Below are 16347 nucleotides of genomic sequence, written 5' to 3' on the forward strand. Positions count from 1 at the left end.
CTCTTAATTCAGCCACTAAAGAGCGAATGGTCCTAGGTGAAGCCTTTAAGACCAAATCTCCTTGTTTGTGGAGTTCAAGGAGTCGATCATAGACTCTTTGAGCGGTATGTCTTTGCTTCCTGGGGGCTTTAAAATCGTCTAGGAGCCATTGTTTAACAAGTGCTCGATAGGGATCTGTTTTGCGACTTCGCTTCTGTTTAATCGGAACATCAGGGCTAAAATCTTCCTGATTGACATATTTACTAATTGTGGCGCGATCGAAACCAGTCTCCCTGGCAATGCTTCTGATACTTTTCCCTTCCATGTCGTGCATCAATCGTATATCATAAATTTGGTTCACTGTTAACACCTCTAATTCCATCCTTTCAGTGGTCGTATACTAAAAGGATATCGTATTAGGGGTGGCAGTGGACTCTTTTGTTGGTCAAGCGGCTGGATTTTTAATTGCCACTTGGCTGATTTTTAGTTTACCAAATACAGCAAAAAGAATCAAAATGCCATAAAAATAGCTCTATTTATATATAAAAACGTCAAAAGACTTGTCATATCAATATAAAAGTTTAATGAGATAGCTTAGTTCTTATTGCATTATTTGTATGAATATGCAATTATATAAACGTGAAAGCGCTTTTGTTTTTGGTGTGATGCTAAGTTTAGGAGGGAGCTTATGGAAAAGAATAATAAAAAAATCAGTTGGCTTGTGCTGGCCTTTATGTGTTTTTGTACACTGTGGGGATTTGGTAACGTAGCTAACGGCTATATTTTCTTCAATGGGACTCAAGTCATTGTTTTATGGTTATTCATGTTTGTTTTTTATCTCATTCCTTATGCTTTCATGGTGGGTGAACTAGGATCGGCATTTAAAGAATCAGGTGGTGGTGTATCGAGCTGGGTACAAAAAACCTCATCTGCTAAACTCGCTTACTATGCAGGTTGGACTTATTGGGCTGTTCATATTTCATACATTGCTAGTAAGGGGTCAGGTGGCTTAAAAGCACTCTCTTGGATCATTTTCCAAAATGCCGAATTTTATGATTCCATTCCTGGACCTATCGTACAAACCTTAACTCTTGGGGTATTTTTATTCTTCTGTTGGGTAGCTTCTAGAGGGTTAAACCCATTGAAAAATTTAAGCTCCATTGCAGGGACAAGTATGTTTGTGATGTCTATTCTCTTTTTCGTTATGATGTTTGCTGCACCCGTCATTAATCCTAATGGGGGCTACCTGCATGTAGATCTTAGCTTATCTGCTCTAATGCCTAAGATGACTTTACATACTTTATCCAATCTATCCATTTTGGTCTTTGCAGTTGGTGGGATTGAAAAAGTATCTCCATATATTAATAAGATGGAAGGGAATCCAGCTCGGGAATTTCCTAAATCCATGATGTTTGCTGCAGCAATGGTGGTTGTCTGTGCCGTGTTTGGGACGGTTGCTATGGGCATGATGTTCGATCCAGCAGAAATTAATGCCAATTTTGATTCTTATTTAGCCAACGGGGCTTACTGGGCTTTCCAAAAATTGGGGCAATATTATGGTGTAGGCAACTTATTCTTGATCATTTATGCTATTTGCAATTTGATCGGACAATTTGCGGTATTGGTTCTTTCAATTGATGCACCGTTACGTATGCTATTAGACGATCCTGATTCTTCTCGTTATATCCCTAAGAAACTCTTGAAGAAGAATAAATATGGTGCTTTTATTAATGGGATTTGGTTGATTATTGCCTTGTGTTCGACCATTATTGTGGCACAAATTTTTGTGCCTGGTGCGGCAACAGTTATTAAACAATTAACTAAGCTGAACTCCATTATCGAACCATTCCGTTATTTATGGATTTTCTTTGCTTATTTCCTCTTACGTATGCATTCTGAAAAATATCCTCGTGAATATGTCTTCGTGAAGAGTGACAAACTAGGTATAACTATTGCTATTTGGATGTTTACAGTCACATTAGCTTGTACCTTGCTTGGGATGTATTCTGAAGATCCATTCCAATTGGGTCTTAATATCATTACGCCAATCGTGCTCTTTGGCTTAGGGATCATCTTCCCTATGATTAGAAAGAAGGAAGATGAAAAAGAAGGGCATATAGAAGCTTAGTAGGAATGGATAAGCTATTAAGGCTGTAGGTGACTACAAGCTCATGATATAAGCAAAAGCGCTTACTTAAAAAGGGAAGTATTGTTTAAAAAAAGACTAGCCTAATCGAGGCTAGTCTTTTTTGGTTATTAGATCGTATTTTAAAGTCCAAGTAGTTTAAAGAGTGGAAGCTTGATAAGATTTCTTTTTGAAAATTCATTTATGGAGTCCTAAGATGGAGAGATTATTGTCGAGTCATCTAATCTATATTTATTTGATAAGATATAAGTCAGGCATAAGTAACTTGATCTATGAAATAAAATAGCACAAAAGTTATCTCAGTTATGAATAAAATACATCTATTTATAAATAATAGATCAAAAAAGTTAATAAGAACTTCCTATATAAGAGAAAGGTAATGAATAAAATAAAAGGATTTCAATTTATGGACAGAAAAACGATAAAAGCCGTATGAAGTTGTTGCCATAAAGAGGGAAACAATTGGAAAGATAAGAAAAATAAGTAGACTATAAAAAAACTTAAGGCGAATGGAAGTTTGGTTAAAATGTAGATTAGATCTAATATATGATATTGAAAACGCTTAACTGATATGAGAACATATAGTTAAGAAAATATTCAATATCTAGGAGGGAGATTATGAAAAAAGATAGTAAGAAAATTACTTCGTTGGTTTTGGCGTTTATGTGTTTCTCGATCTTATGGAGTTTCGGTAATGTCAAAAACGGCTACGTTTTCTTCAACGGGACACAAGTTATTGTTTTGTGGTTATTCATGTTTGTCTTTTACTTATTCCCGTACGCTTTTATGGTAGGCGAACTAGGGTCTGCCTTTAAAGATAGCGGTGGTGGTGTGACGAGTTGGGTACAAAAAACAAGTAATGATAAGTATGCTTACTATGCTGGTTGGATGTACTGGGCAGTTCATATAACTTATATCGCTGGGATGGGTTCTGGAGCCTTGAAATCATTATCTTGGATTGTTTTTCAAAATGCTGAAAAGTACGACTCTATTCCATCGACTATTGTACAATGTACTACTCTATGTGTTCTATTGACCTTCTGTTTTGTAGCTTCTAGGGGCTTGAATCCTTTGAAACGTTTGAGCTCTATTGCAGGGACCTGCTGCTTTGTGATGTCGATTATGTTCATCCTCCTCATGTTTGCCGCACCAGTGATAAATCCACATGCCGGTTTACTTCATGTGGATTTAAGCTGGTCAGCCTTAATGCCTAAATTTACTTTGAAGACCTTATCCAACCTGTCTATTTTGGTTTTTGCAGTTGGAGGTATGGAAAAAGTGTCTCCTTATATTAATGATATGGAAGGGGATCCAGCCAAAGAATTCCCTAAATCGATGTTGTTTGCTGTAGGGATGGTAGTTGTAACGGCGGTATTTGGAACCATTGCTTTGGGAATGATGTATGATCCAGCAAAAGTGAATGCTAACTTTGATTCCTATTTTGCTAATGGGACATATTGGGCTTTTCAAAAGTTAGGACAATATTACGGACTTGGTAACCTCTTCCTCATTATTTATGCCATGAGTGGTTTAGTAGGTTTAAGTTCTACTTTAGTGATGTCAATAGATTCTCCTTTACGGATGCTTTTAGATGACCCTAATGCTTCTCGCTATATACCAAGAAAATTGTTGAAAAAAAATAAGTATGGCTCATATATTAATGGGATTAAATTGATTATCGTCCTATGTTCAACTATTATCATTTCACAAATCTTTGTACCTGGGGCAGCTACAGTATTGAAACAATTGACAAAACTTAATTCTATTATTGAACCATTCCGTTATTTATGGATTTTCTATGCCTATATTCTTTTAAGAAAGCACTCTGAAAAATATCCACGGAAATTCATGATGGTAAAGAATGATAAGATTGCTATTTTGATTGCTTGGTGGATGGGTTTGGTGACACTATCTTGTACTTTGATGGGGGTATACTCTGAAGATCCATTCCAAATGGGCTTGAATATTGTGACCCCAATTGTTCTTTTCGGCCTTGGTCTAATATTCCCTATGATGAGAAGGGCAGAGGATAAAAAATTAGCGCAAATAGAAAAATAAAGCAGTCAATGAAATGAAGAGAATGAAGGAAAGAATAGTCTTTCTACTAGTGAAATAAAGCTAATTGAGTCTAGAGGGGAGTCGAGTGAATCGGCTCTCCTTTTTTACATAGGATGTTAATGGATTTTGGAATAGTTGAGCGACTTAAAGAAGGCAGTCGGTAATTTTGGGATCTGGAAATGGAAGATAAAGCTTAGCCTATCTTATAAAAAAGAATATTCTCATGAGCATAAGACATAAGGACATTGTTTTGCCATAAAACACTGGATTAAGCTACTTGAAAGCCATTATGGTAGATGCAAGATGCAGAGGGGAAGTTAGGAAATGGGCAATCCATGACGATTCTATTTAAATGTTCATTTTGTTCAAAAAAATGGCAAGATAGATCTCCTATAAATAGGAATAGTAGAATCAATAATAAGATATGAAATCGATAGGACTAGTGCAAAGATATTAATTAAGTGAGAAGGAACTGCTAATAATTTATATTAATTGGAGAATTAGTCCCTTTAGGTAAGCTTTTTTATAAGATGTTTAAGCGCTTTTATAAAATAATGTAGAATAAAATAACTAAAGGAGAGCTTTTTAAAAGTTGTTTAGATATAATTCGAAAATTCAAAGCTATATAAGTGAATTTGAAATGGAAGGCTAGGGCTATATAAGAAAGGTGAAAGTCTGAAATCAGCTAAAGTAAGAGTTTAGTTAGATCTACTATATCATATTGAGAAATGTTTATGAATATGGGATTATATAGTAAAGAAAGCGCTTTAGTTTATAGGAGGAGACTTATGGAAAAGGAAACGAAGAAGATTACCTGGGTGGTTCTTGCTTTTATGTGCTTTTCGTGTCTATGGGGCTTTGGGAATGTTGCAAATGGCTATATGTTTTTTGATGGTGTAAAAGTCATTATTTTATGGCTATTCATGTTTGCTTTCTATTTAACCCCCTATGCATTAATGTGTGGGGAATTGGGGTCAGCTTTTAAAGATAGTGGAGGTGGTGTGACGACATGGGTTCAACGAACAACTAATGATAAATTAGCTTATTATTCCGGATGGATGTATTGGGCTGTCCATATTACCTATATTGCCAGTATGGGTTCGGGAGGCTTGAAGACCTTATCTTGGATTATTTTTAAAAACGCTGAATTTTATGACTCTATTCCAGCGCCTATCGTCCAAGCGACGACCTTATGTGTCCTATTACTTTTCTGTTGGGTAGCTTCTAAAGGGATTAATCCTTTAAAGAGCTTAAGTTCTTTAGCAGGGACGAGCTGTTTTGTCCTATCCATTCTCTTCTTTGTTCTTATGTTTGCAGCTCCTGTCATTAATCCTAATGGAGGATATTTGCATGTTGATTTGACTTTATCAGGCTTAATGCCTAAATTAACTTGGAAAACTTTGTCCAATCTGTCTATTTTAGTCTTTGCGGTTGGGGGGATTGAAAAAGTTTCTCCTTATATCAATGATATGAAAGGGGATCCAGCAAAAGAATTCCCTAAATCAATGATCTTTGCTGTTGTTATGGTGGTTGTCTGTGCTGTCTTTGGGACAATTGCTTTAGGGATGATTTATGATCCGGCTGAAGTCAATGCTAATTTTGACTCCTATTTCGCTAACGGGACTTATTGGGCTTTCCAAAAATTAGGTCAATATTATGGAGTAGGCAACTTGTTTATGATTATTTATGCCTTTAGCTGTTTAATTGGTTTGTGTTCAGTAATGGTTATATCGATCGATGCTCCATTACGGATGCTCTTAGATGATCCAAATGCATCTAAATACATTCCAAGAAAATTATTAAAGCAAAATAAACATGGCTCTTACGTCAATGGAATTAAGTTAATCGTTGCCTTGTGTTCGAGTATTATTATCGCTCAGATGACCGTTCCAGGTGCAGCTACAGTCTTAAAGCAACTCGTTAAATTAAATTCCATTATCGAACCTTGTCGTTATTTATGGATATTCTATGCCTACATTCTTCTTAAGAAAAATTCTGAAAAATATCCAAGAAGTTTCGTTATGACCCACAATAATCGTTTGGGGATCGCTATTGCTATATGGATGCTGTTGGTAACGGCTGCCTGCACGCTAATGGGGATGTATTCCGACGATCCTTTCCAACTAGGATTAAATATCATTACACCTGTCGTTCTCTTTGGTCTAGGCTTAATCTTCCCGAAGATCAGAAAAGCAGAAGATGCCAAACTAGAATCAAGGAATCGTTAATAGGGGGATAAATATAAAAGCTTTGCAGTGATTAATGATAAATTGTTATAGCCGAAAAAGCGCTTATCTTTACAGTTTATGACAGCCATCCTCTTTATTGGGGGTGGCTTTTTAACAAAAAAATGCTCTTCTAAAGAAGAGCATTTTTCATAATAAATTATTCAAAAAGAAACTGTGGCAGAATCGCTCTGTTTAGACTAGTTATCTGCTTCATCAACAGATAAGAGGACTGGCAAGATGATTGGTCGACGTTCTGTACGGTCGTATAGATATGGTCCTAGAACATCGATGATCGCACTTCTTAGTGAGCGTTCAGTTACCTTTTTATCTCCGTTGAGTTGCTTTAGAATTTCATTTCTTGTGATCGTTTGGGCATCTTTTAACAAGTCGCCTGATTCTCTCATATAGATGAAACCACGAGAAATAATATCAGGTCCAGCTAAGAGTTGTTTGCTTTCGTAGTCGATGGTAGAGACCACTACGACCATACCATGCTCGGATAGAATTTTACGGTCTCTGAGGACGATATTACCAATATCACCGATTCCCTTACCATCAACATAGACATCTCCTCCAGAGAAGGATCCTGCTAAACGGGCGGAATTTTGTGTAATAGCTAAAACATCCCCGTTGGACATGATAAAACTATTTTCTCTTGGTATACCGACGCTTTCAGCCATGTTGGCTTGGATTTTCAACATCCGGTATTCACCGTGGACAGGCATAAAGTACTTCGGTTGCATTAAGCGGAGCATAAGTTTTTGTTCTTCTTGGCTACCGTGCCCTGATGTATGGATATTATTGACTTTCCCATGAATCACGTGGGCGCCAGCTTCGGATAAAAGATTGATCACACGGTTAATGCTGACGGTATTACCTGGGATAGCTGAACTGGAGAATACTACAGTGTCACCGGGTTGGATAGTAACTTGACGGTGAGTTCCGTTGGCAATTCGGCTTAGAGCAGCCATTTGCTCACCTTGAGAGCCGGTACATAAAATCAGAACCTTCTCATCAGGGTAGCGATTGAGTTCGTTTTGCTTAATAAAGTCGCTGTCTTTTGCTTTGATATAGCCTAGTTCACGAGCGGTTTTAAATGCTGTTTCCATTGAACGACCGAAAACAGCTAATTTTCGACCTACTTCTTGAGCGACTTCAGTTACCATGGCTAAACGAGAGACGTTCGAAGCGAAGGTTGCAAAGATGATCCTTCCTTCAGTTTTCTTAATGATATTTCGTATGGATTGGAAAACAACTTGTTCACTCTTTGTAAAACCTGGAACTTCTGAGTTAGTAGAGTCAGCAAGGAGCAAAGTTACCCCTTCTTCACCTATTCTAGCCATTTTATGTAAATCAGCTGGTCGGCCAACAGGGGTTAAATCAAATTTGTAATCTCCAGTAAAAACAATGGTTCCTGAAGGGGTCTTGACGACGATTCCTAAAGAATCAGGAATAGAGTGAGTGGTTAGGTAGAAAGAAACAGAAGTTTTGCGGAATTTGATGACGGAATCATCAGTAATTTCATGTAGTTCAGCATCTCTTAAAAGGCCGTGCTCTTCTAATTTGTTACGAATTAAAGAAAGAGCAATTTTTGTAGCGTAAATCGGTACATTGATTTCTTTTAAAAGGAAAGGAATACCGCCGATGTGATCTTCGTGACCATGGGAGATGAATAGCCCCTTGATTTTGGATTGATTAGCAACTAGATAAGAATAATCTGGAATAACATAATCTATCCCAAGGAGATCATCTTCAGGGAATTTTACTCCACAGTCCATTAAGATAATTTCATCTTGAAATTGAACGCCATAAGAGTTTTTGCCGATCTCACCTAGACCGCCAATCCCGAAAACCCCAGTTTCGTTATTTTTTAAATTAACCTTCATTTGAGAACTCCGTTAGGGCAAAGCCAGGTTGATTTTTTTCGTAAGCAAGGTGTTTTTCATCTAGTTCTTGAATATATTCCACCAGATAAGAAGTATGTTGGTCGAGAAGTTCCCGGACCTCTCGAACAGAGTTGGCTTCAATGTATAGGGATTCTGTAGTTTCACGTTGCGGTACTTGAGTAGTTGTTGTTTGGTATAGTACTTTATAAATCATAGACTGATAACTCCTTTTGTTTTTTTATCTATTTATAGTCTTTATAGTGCCACGAGGGCAATAGGTCGCATATAGTTTACCATAAATTAGCCAATTGAAAAAGCCAGCTGTTAAAGAAAACGGATTAGAAAAAGAGAAGTATAGTTTGCTATCTTATGTCTTTTAAATGGGACATTATAAAGGACTAGCCGTGTTGATAGAGTTAGATTAGTGACTAGCTTATGATAACTGAATAAGTATCTCTTCCTCAGTGCATTAGAAAGTAGCTAGCTATAGTTCATTATGGGATGCCCGTTCAGGTAGATAAGTTAATGGATAGCCCAATCGGGATTGAGATACTTGTCTAAGGGAAGTTAGTAGCTTCTTTAGAGAAGAAAGCGAGCCTTCTTGAGAGAGTAAAGACTATCTCCCTTTGTAAGGCTCGCCATTTTTTTAAATTACTGAATAATCTCTAAACCATTTGGCTTAGCAAATGGATCTTCTTCGTTGATGCGATCGTAGAAGAGGATGCCATTAATGTGATCGATTTCGTGTTGAACCACAATCGCATGGTAACCAGATAGCTTAAGTTTGTGGGAATTGCCTTCTAAATCTTGATAGCGAACCGTAATCTTTTTTGCTCTAGGGACATATCCAGGGCATTCACGGTCAACGGAAAGGCAACCCTCTCCAGGCAGAGCGATTTTTTGAACAGATTCACTTAAAATTTTCGGATTAACCATTAGCATGCTCATGGAGTCTTTAGGATCTTCTTCAGGCACGTGAACGGCAATTAAACGAATAGAATGGCCGACTTGTGGTGCAGCTAAACCCACACCTGCACGTAAACCGTACTTTTTAGCGATTTCTTCATCTTGGCTATTTTTTAAATAAATCATCATATCTTCTGCTAATTGGAGTAGGTCATCGCTTAGCGGAAAAGTTAATTCTTTGCCTCTTTGACGCAAGACGTCGTTGCCTTCTCGAACAATATTATCCATTGTAATCATTAGTATCATCATCCTTTGCTGTGAAATTTAAAAATAGAGATCGAAAGATCTTCATCCAATTGATTTATACCTTTTCCCATTATAGCAGAAAATAATTGCAAGCCAATGAGATCAGCTTCATCTTTGAGATTTGTTTAAAAGTGAAACGCTTGTTTGAAAACTTGAGATTCCTTTCACAAGTGTAACACAATAAAAAGATCTGTGACAAAATCCTAACAAGGCGAAACATAGAGATTTTTAACCTCTATCGTTAATAAATTCACAAAGTTTACCTATTGAAAATTTGTTGAAATGTAAACTTGTGAAACGATTACACAAAGTAGAAAGTGAAATAAATCTAATTCCAATTAGATTCCCTTGCATTCTAGCGTGGAACATGATACTTTTAGTACGGATAAAGAAAAATGTAACAGATTCGAAACAACTGTTTATTGTTAGCTAATGAAGAGATGAGAGGAAAGTGGATAATATGGCGAAGGAAAAACTAATAGCCATTGAGGATTTGCTCAAGGCAGACAATAGCAATTTTGAAATGCTTCAAATTTTGAATGAAGAAGGGGAAATAGTTCGTCCAGATCTTATGCCAGAACTGTCTGATGAGGAATTGGTTGACTTAATGAGTGACATGGTTTGGTCCCGTACTTTACATGAGCGTTGTAACGCTTTGAATCGGCAAGGTCGTCTTGGCTTTTATGCTCCAACTTATGGGCAAGAAGCTAGTCAGTTGGCTTCTATTAAAGCGATTGAAAAAGATGATGTGCTGTTGCCGGGCTACCGCGATGTCCCTCAATTGGTAAAACATGGTTTACCACTTTATCAAGCGTTTTTGTGGTCTAGAGGCCATCAAAAAGGTAATGAATATCCAAAAGACCTTCATGCTCTACCACCTCAAATTATTATTGGGGCTCAATATGTACAGGCTGCAGGAGTTGCTCTTGGCATTAAGAAAAATGGACGCCCTAATGTTGTGGTTACTTATACTGGTGATGGCGGAACGAGTCAGGGGGATTTTTACGAAGGCATTAACTTTGCTGGAGCCTTCCATGCACCGGCTATCTTCTTTGTTCAAAATAATGGTTGGGCTATTTCTACCCCACGTTCTCTTCAAACTGCTGCCACTACTTTGGCACAAAAAGCTGTAGCAGCTGGTATTCCAGGAATACAAGTGGATGGAATGGATCCTTTAGCGGTTTATGCGGTGACGAAGAAAGCGCGTGAATTTGCTGTTCATGGGAATGGACCTGTTTTGATTGAAACGCTGTGCTATCGTTATGCCCAACATACACTTTCCGGGGATGATCCTAAAATTTATCGTCCACAAGAAGAATTAGAGGCTTGGATGGCAAAGGATCCTATTGATCGTTTCCGTCGCTTCTTAACGGCCAAGGGTTTATGGAGCGAAGAAAAAGAACAAGAAGTTATCGAACGAACGAAGGAAGAAGTTAAAGTTGCCATCAAAGCCGCTGATGCTGAACCGAAACAAAAAGTATCGACTTTCTTAAAGAGTATGTATGAAGAAGCACCAGCGACAATAAAAGAGCAAATTGCACGTTATGAAGCGAAGGAGGGCAAGTAACTATGGCAAATATGACCATGATTCAAGCCATTACTGATGCGTTGAAAATCGAGCTCGGTAAGGATGAAAAAGTTCTTATTTTTGGTGAAGATGTTGGGAAAAATGGCGGGGTTTTCCGTGCCACTCAAGGATTGCAAGAAAAATATGGAGAAGATAGAGTCTTCAATACTCCTTTGGCTGAATCTGGCATCGGTGGCTTGTCTATTGGTTTGGCGCTTGAAGGTTTCCGTCCTGTTCCAGAAATCCAATTCTTCGGTTTTGTATTTGAAGTGATGGATTCTATTGCAGGTCAAATGTCTCGTATACGTTATCGGATGGGCAATACTCGTCAAATGCCAATTACGGTTCGTGCGCCATTTGGTGGAGGTGTTCATACTCCGGAATTGCACTCCGACAATTTAGAAGGATTAGTTGCTCAATGTCCTGGTTTGAAAGTGGTTATCCCAAGTAATCCATATGATGCCAAGGGACTTTTGATTTCCTCTATCCGTGATAATGATCCGGTTATTTTCTTGGAACACATGAAGCTTTATCGTTCTTTCCGAGAAGAAGTCCCTGAAGAAGAATACACAGTTCCTCTAGGGAAGGCAGCTGTTAGTCGAGAAGGAAAAGATGTGTCTGTCATTACTTATGGTTATATGGTGCGTGAGGCTTTGAAAGCAGCTGAAAAGCTTGAAAAAGAGGGTATCTCTGTTGAAGTTATTGATTTGAGAACAGTAGCGCCTCTTGATATTGAAACGATTATTTCTAGTGTTGAAAAAACTGGCCGTGTTGTCGTTGTTCAAGAAGCTCAACGACAAGCTGGTGTAGGAGCTAATGTAGTATCTGAAATAAGTGAACGAGCTATTTTATCTTTAGAAGCTCCTATTGGGAGAGTTTCTGCTCCGGATACAGTTTTCCCATTTGGTCAAGCAGAAAGTGACTGGTTGCCAAATGCAAAAGACATTGAGGAAAAAGTCCGTGAAATAGTGGCGTTTGAATAGAGGAGGATAAAGACGAAATGGCTTTTCAATTTAAATTACCAGATATAGGCGAAGGGATCGCTGAAGGTGAAATTGTTAAAATTGACGTTTCAGTAGGTGATACTATTCAAGAAGATGACACCTTAGTTGAAGTGCAAAATGATAAATCTGTAGAAGAAATTCCATCTCCAGTCACAGGGAAAGTCGTCAAAGTGAATGTTGAAGAAGGAACAGTTGCTCGTGTAGGCGATGTGATTATTGAAATTGAAACAGGCGATCCTGAGTTAGATGGAGGAGTTGCGGCGGCTGATGGGACATCGGTAGAAAAATCCTCTCCTGCTAGAGAAGTTGTAGAGGAGACTTTAGATAGTCCGATTTCAAGCACTAGTGAAACAGTGGCAGTTGAAGAAGCTCAACCTGCTCTTGATCCGTCTGATCCAAATAAACGTGTTCTAGCTATGCCAAGTGTTCGTCAGTATGCTAGAGAAAAAGGGGTTAATATTCATTTGGTTACACCAAGTGGTAAAAATGGGCATGTGACACGTGAAGATATTGACTCCTATGCTTCAAATGCTTCTAAAGTTCTTGCTCCAGTGCCAGAAGCTAATAAAGAAGCTGATCTTGTTCCATCAGCAAGTGTGACTAGTAGAGTTGAGAAACAGGCATATGTTTCTCTTAGTCCAGAACTTGAAAGAAGAGAAAAGTTGTCTAAGATGCGTCGTTTGATTTCTGAAGCTATGGTCAATAGTAAACATACAGCGCCTCATGTCACCTTGTTTGATCAAGTAGAAGTATCTAAACTCTGGGAGCACAGAAAGAGATTTAAGGATGTGGCGCTTGAGCAAGGAATTAAGTTGACTTTCTTGCCTTATGTGGTGAAAGCTCTGGTTGCGACAGTGAAGAAATTCCCAATTTTGAATGCATCGATTGATGATGTGAATGAAGAAATTGTTTATAAAGACTACTATAACATCGGTATTGCAACGGATACTCCAGCAGGCCTCTTTGTACCAAATGTAAAGAATGCGAATAGCAAGAGTATGTTTGCTATTGCTGATGAAATTAATCACTTAGCTCAGTTAGCTCATGACGGTAAGTTAGACCGTGATCAAATGTCTAATGGAACTATCACTATCTCCAATATTGGATCTGCAAGAGGTGCCTTCTTTACGCCAATCATCAATTACCCTGAAGTAGCTATTTTAGGGATGGGAACTATTGCACAAGAACCTGTTGTTGATGAAAAGGGTAACATTGTTGTTGGGCGTGTGTTAAAATTATCATTGAGCTTTGACCACCGTATTGTTGATGGGGCGACTGCTCAAAAAGCAATGAATGAACTCAAACGTCTATTGGCTGATCCGGAATTATTATTAATGGAAGGGTAAGGTGTCAAAATGGTTGTTGGAGATTTTGCCATTGAGTTAGATACAGTTGTTATTGGCTCTGGGCCTGGTGGGTATGTAGCTGCCATAAGAGCGGCTCAAACCGGTCAAAAGGTGGCGATTGTCGAGAAAAATAAAATTGGTGGCGTGTGCTTGAATGTTGGCTGTATTCCTTCTAAGGCCTTGATTTCTGCTGGACATCATTTCAATCAAGCACAACATTCTGATTTTATGGGCATTAGCGCAAGCGATGTGAAAATCGATTTTACAAAAACGCAAGACTGGAAAGATAATCAAGTTGTTAAGAAATTAACTTCCGGTATCGAATTTCTCTTGAAAAAGAATAAAATCGAGATTTTACGAGGAGAAGCCTTCTTTGTTGATGACCGGACTTTACGGGTGATGCAAGAAGAATCGGCTCAAACCTATACTTTTAACCATGCCATTATAGCAACTGGCTCACGTCCAATTGAAATTCCAGGATTTGCTTTTGGAGGTCGGGTTGTTGACTCTACAGGCGCCTTGAATTTTAAGGAAATTCCTAAACGATTTGTGGTGATTGGCGGGGGAGTTGTTGGAACTGAATTAGGATGTGCTTATGCTAACTTAGGTTCAGAAGTAACCATTCTAGAAGGTTCCAAACAAATTTTGCCTTCCTTCGAAAAAGATATGGTGAAAGTTGTCGAAAAATCCTTTAAGAAGAAGGGAATTAAGGTGATCACTCAGGCAATGGCTAAGAAGGCTATACAAAGTGATGACCATGTGACGATTAGTTATGAAGTTAAAGGGAAAGAAGAAAGTATTGAAGCGGATTATGTTCTTGTATCCGTTGGACGGAAACCAAATACCGATGAAATGGGATTAGATGTTATCGGTGTTGAAATGACAGAAAAAGGTTTGGTCAAAGTTGATGCGCAAGGCAAGACTAACTTAGATCACATCTATGCTATTGGTGATATTGTCCCAGGTGCTGCCCTAGCGCATAAGGCAAGTTACGAAGGGAAGATTGCAGCTGAGGCTATTGCCGGAGAAAAAGTGGCTGTAGACTACATTGGGATGCCTGCTGTTGCTTTTACAGATCCGGAATTGGCTAGTGTGGGTTTAACCGAAGCAGAAGCTAAAGAAAAAGGTATGAAGGTGAAAGCTTCTAAATTCCCACTAGCAGGTAATGGCCGGGCCCTTTCACTGAACCAAACGGATGGTTTCGTTAAATTGGTGACACGTGAAGTGGATCAAGTCCTAGTTGGGGCGCAAATAGTTGGCGTTTCTGCTAGTGATGTTTTGGCTGAATTAGGCTTGGCGATTGAAGCAGGGATGAATGCAGAGGATATTGCTTTAACCATCCACTCACATCCATCTATTTCAGAAACAGTTATGGATGCAGCTGAACTAGCTTTAGGACGTCCAATTCATGTTTAATCACATTTGATGCAGGAGTTTTGTCTTGAGAATGTCAGATTGACTACACCTGTCTAATGTTTCTATGTCAGAAAGAGCTCTTTCTAGATGATTAAAGAATTTCTTTATGACCTCAAAAAGTTCGACATTTGTTTGGATTTTTTGGGGTTGTTTTTTTGCTGTTTTTAAGCAAAAAAATAATGTTCGGTATATAGGCTATTTTTCTTAAAAAAATAAAAATAGTTCGACTTTTGCATCTTGAAAAACTAAAATCCGTTTATTAAGGACTAATTACCGAACAAAAGCTCTTTAAAATGAGTAAATCACGAACAATTATAGATTGCTAATCAAAAAATGTTCGCAAAAAAGATTGAAAAGGAAATAGATACATGGTAAAGTCAAATTACAGAAAAGATGAATTGCCGATCTTTAGCAAATACTCCTCTTTTTTTTCGCTATAAGAGCACTAAATAACGAACGGAAACATGTATTTTAGATACTATAGTTCGTAAATTGCTTTTTCACCTAAGAGGGACTTGTTAATGAAAGGCAAATAACAAGCGGTAAAAGAAAAGGAGAGAGCCATGTATTTAGCTAAAGTTTATGTCACTTATAAGGAATCAATTTTGGATCCTAAGGGGGAAGCTATTAAAAAAGCTGTTCACCAAATGAATTATGATACTGTTCAAAATGTCCGTTTAGGAAAATATATTGAAATTTTAGTTGATGATAATGATCCAGCACATGTTGAAAAAACAATTGATGAAATTTCTGATAAGCTTTTGGCTAATGTGACGATGGAAAGCTACCGTTACACCGTTGAGGAGGTATAAGGTTGAAATTTGCAGTTATTGTCTTTCCGGGATCCAATTGTGATGTGGATTTGTATGAAGCCATTCATTCTGTCCTTAAAGAAGAAGTGGATTATGTGGATTACCGTGCTAAGTCTCTAGATGATTATGATGCTATCTTAATACCAGGTGGTTTCTCCTATGGGGATTACCTTCGCTCAGGAGCTATTGCTCGTTTTGCTCCTGTCATGCAAGTCGTTAAAGAGAAAGCTGAAGAAGGGGTGCCCGTTTTTGGTACCTGTAATGGATTTCAAATTTTGACGGAAGCTGGCTTGCTACCAGGTGCTTTGCATCACAATGAGAACTTACAATTCATTTGCAAACCCCAACGCTTGAAAGTAGAAAATGCCTCGACTATTTTTACATCTCGTTATACAGAAGGGGAAGAAATTATCTTACCTATCGCACATGCTGAAGGTAATTATTATTGTGATGATGAAACATTGGAAAAATTAAAGGCCAATCATCAAATTGTCTTCACTTATCCTGAATCAGATAATCCTAATGGCTCTAAGGCTAATATTGCTGGGATTGTTAATGAAAAAGGAAATGTTTTGGGTATGATGCCTCATCCAGAACGTGCAGTTGAAGCGATTCTTGGTTTTGTAGATGGTATAAAGTTATTCCGTTCGCTAAAAGAGCATATACAAGACGGATCTGAGCTTTAAGAAAGGG

General features: G+C 38.1%; 12 protein-coding genes and 1 pseudogene. 9 read left to right on the forward strand and 4 right to left on the reverse strand.

The window, feature by feature from the left end:
* Window positions 1-349 (reverse strand): annotated as a pseudogene (locus D3H64_RS01290) (IS21 family transposase); the annotation flags it as partial.
* A gap of 318 nt (window positions 350-667) precedes the next feature.
* Between D3H64_RS01290 and D3H64_RS01295 the strand changes: the two are divergent.
* From D3H64_RS01295 to D3H64_RS01305, 3 genes are all read left to right on the forward strand, one after another.
* Entirely contained in the window at window positions 668-2107 is a 1440-nt protein-coding gene (locus tag D3H64_RS01295; RefSeq protein WP_121564072.1) for an amino acid permease, read from the forward strand.
* A gap of 636 nt (window positions 2108-2743) precedes the next feature.
* Window positions 2744-4183 (forward strand): APC family permease, encoded by a 1440-nt coding sequence (locus tag D3H64_RS01300; RefSeq protein WP_121564074.1) that lies wholly within the window; start codon window positions 2744-2746, stop codon window positions 4181-4183.
* Between the two features lie 788 nt (window positions 4184-4971).
* Window positions 4972-6411 (forward strand): APC family permease, encoded by a 1440-nt coding sequence (locus tag D3H64_RS01305; RefSeq protein ID WP_121564076.1) that lies wholly within the window; start codon window positions 4972-4974, stop codon window positions 6409-6411.
* A 197-nt stretch (window positions 6412-6608) separates the two neighbouring features.
* Here the strand turns inward: D3H64_RS01305 and rnjA are convergent, their stop codons facing one another.
* The 3 genes from rnjA to def all read right to left on the reverse strand — a co-directional run bounded on the left by rnjA (window position 6609) and on the right by def (window position 9500).
* A complete protein-coding gene (rnjA, locus tag D3H64_RS01310; protein ID WP_121564078.1) occupies window positions 6609-8297 on the reverse strand; it encodes a ribonuclease J1 in 1689 nt (562 codons plus the stop codon).
* Window positions 8287-8511, reverse strand: coding sequence for a DNA-directed RNA polymerase subunit epsilon (locus tag D3H64_RS01315; protein ID WP_121564080.1), 225 nt, complete (start codon window positions 8509-8511; stop codon window positions 8287-8289). Before D3H64_RS01315 ends, rnjA begins: the two co-directional genes overlap by 11 nt.
* 437 nt (window positions 8512-8948) lie before the next feature.
* Window positions 8949-9500, reverse strand: coding sequence for a peptide deformylase (gene def, locus D3H64_RS01320; protein WP_121564082.1), 552 nt, complete (start codon window positions 9498-9500; stop codon window positions 8949-8951).
* Window positions 9501-9969: 469 nt separating this feature from the next.
* On the opposite strand from def, the gene pdhA reads away from it, so the two are divergent.
* The 6 genes from pdhA (at window position 9970) to purQ (ending at window position 16340) form a co-directional block, all read left to right on the forward strand.
* Window positions 9970-11076 (forward strand): pyruvate dehydrogenase (acetyl-transferring) E1 component subunit alpha, encoded by a 1107-nt coding sequence (gene pdhA, locus D3H64_RS01325; RefSeq protein WP_121564084.1) that lies wholly within the window; start codon window positions 9970-9972, stop codon window positions 11074-11076.
* A 2-nt stretch (window positions 11077-11078) separates the two neighbouring features.
* Complete coding sequence (locus D3H64_RS01330; protein WP_121564086.1) at window positions 11079-12059, forward strand: alpha-ketoacid dehydrogenase subunit beta; 981 nt, start codon at window positions 11079-11081, stop codon at window positions 12057-12059.
* Between the two features lie 17 nt (window positions 12060-12076).
* Window positions 12077-13426 (forward strand): dihydrolipoamide acetyltransferase family protein, encoded by a 1350-nt coding sequence (locus D3H64_RS01335; protein WP_121564088.1) that lies wholly within the window; start codon window positions 12077-12079, stop codon window positions 13424-13426.
* A gap of 9 nt (window positions 13427-13435) precedes the next feature.
* Entirely contained in the window at window positions 13436-14842 is a 1407-nt protein-coding gene (gene lpdA / locus D3H64_RS01340) for a dihydrolipoyl dehydrogenase (protein WP_121564090.1), read from the forward strand.
* A gap of 563 nt (window positions 14843-15405) precedes the next feature.
* Window positions 15406-15654, forward strand: coding sequence for a phosphoribosylformylglycinamidine synthase subunit PurS (gene purS, locus D3H64_RS01345; protein WP_121564092.1), 249 nt, complete (start codon window positions 15406-15408; stop codon window positions 15652-15654).
* Between the two features lie 2 nt (window positions 15655-15656).
* Window positions 15657-16340, forward strand: coding sequence for a phosphoribosylformylglycinamidine synthase subunit PurQ (gene purQ, locus D3H64_RS01350; protein WP_121564094.1), 684 nt, complete (start codon window positions 15657-15659; stop codon window positions 16338-16340).
* Window positions 16341-16347 lie beyond the last annotated feature (7 nt).

The organism is Atopobacter sp. AH10 (assembly GCF_003664595.1).
Taxonomy (GTDB): Bacteria; Bacillota; Bacilli; order Lactobacillales; family Aerococcaceae; genus Atopobacter.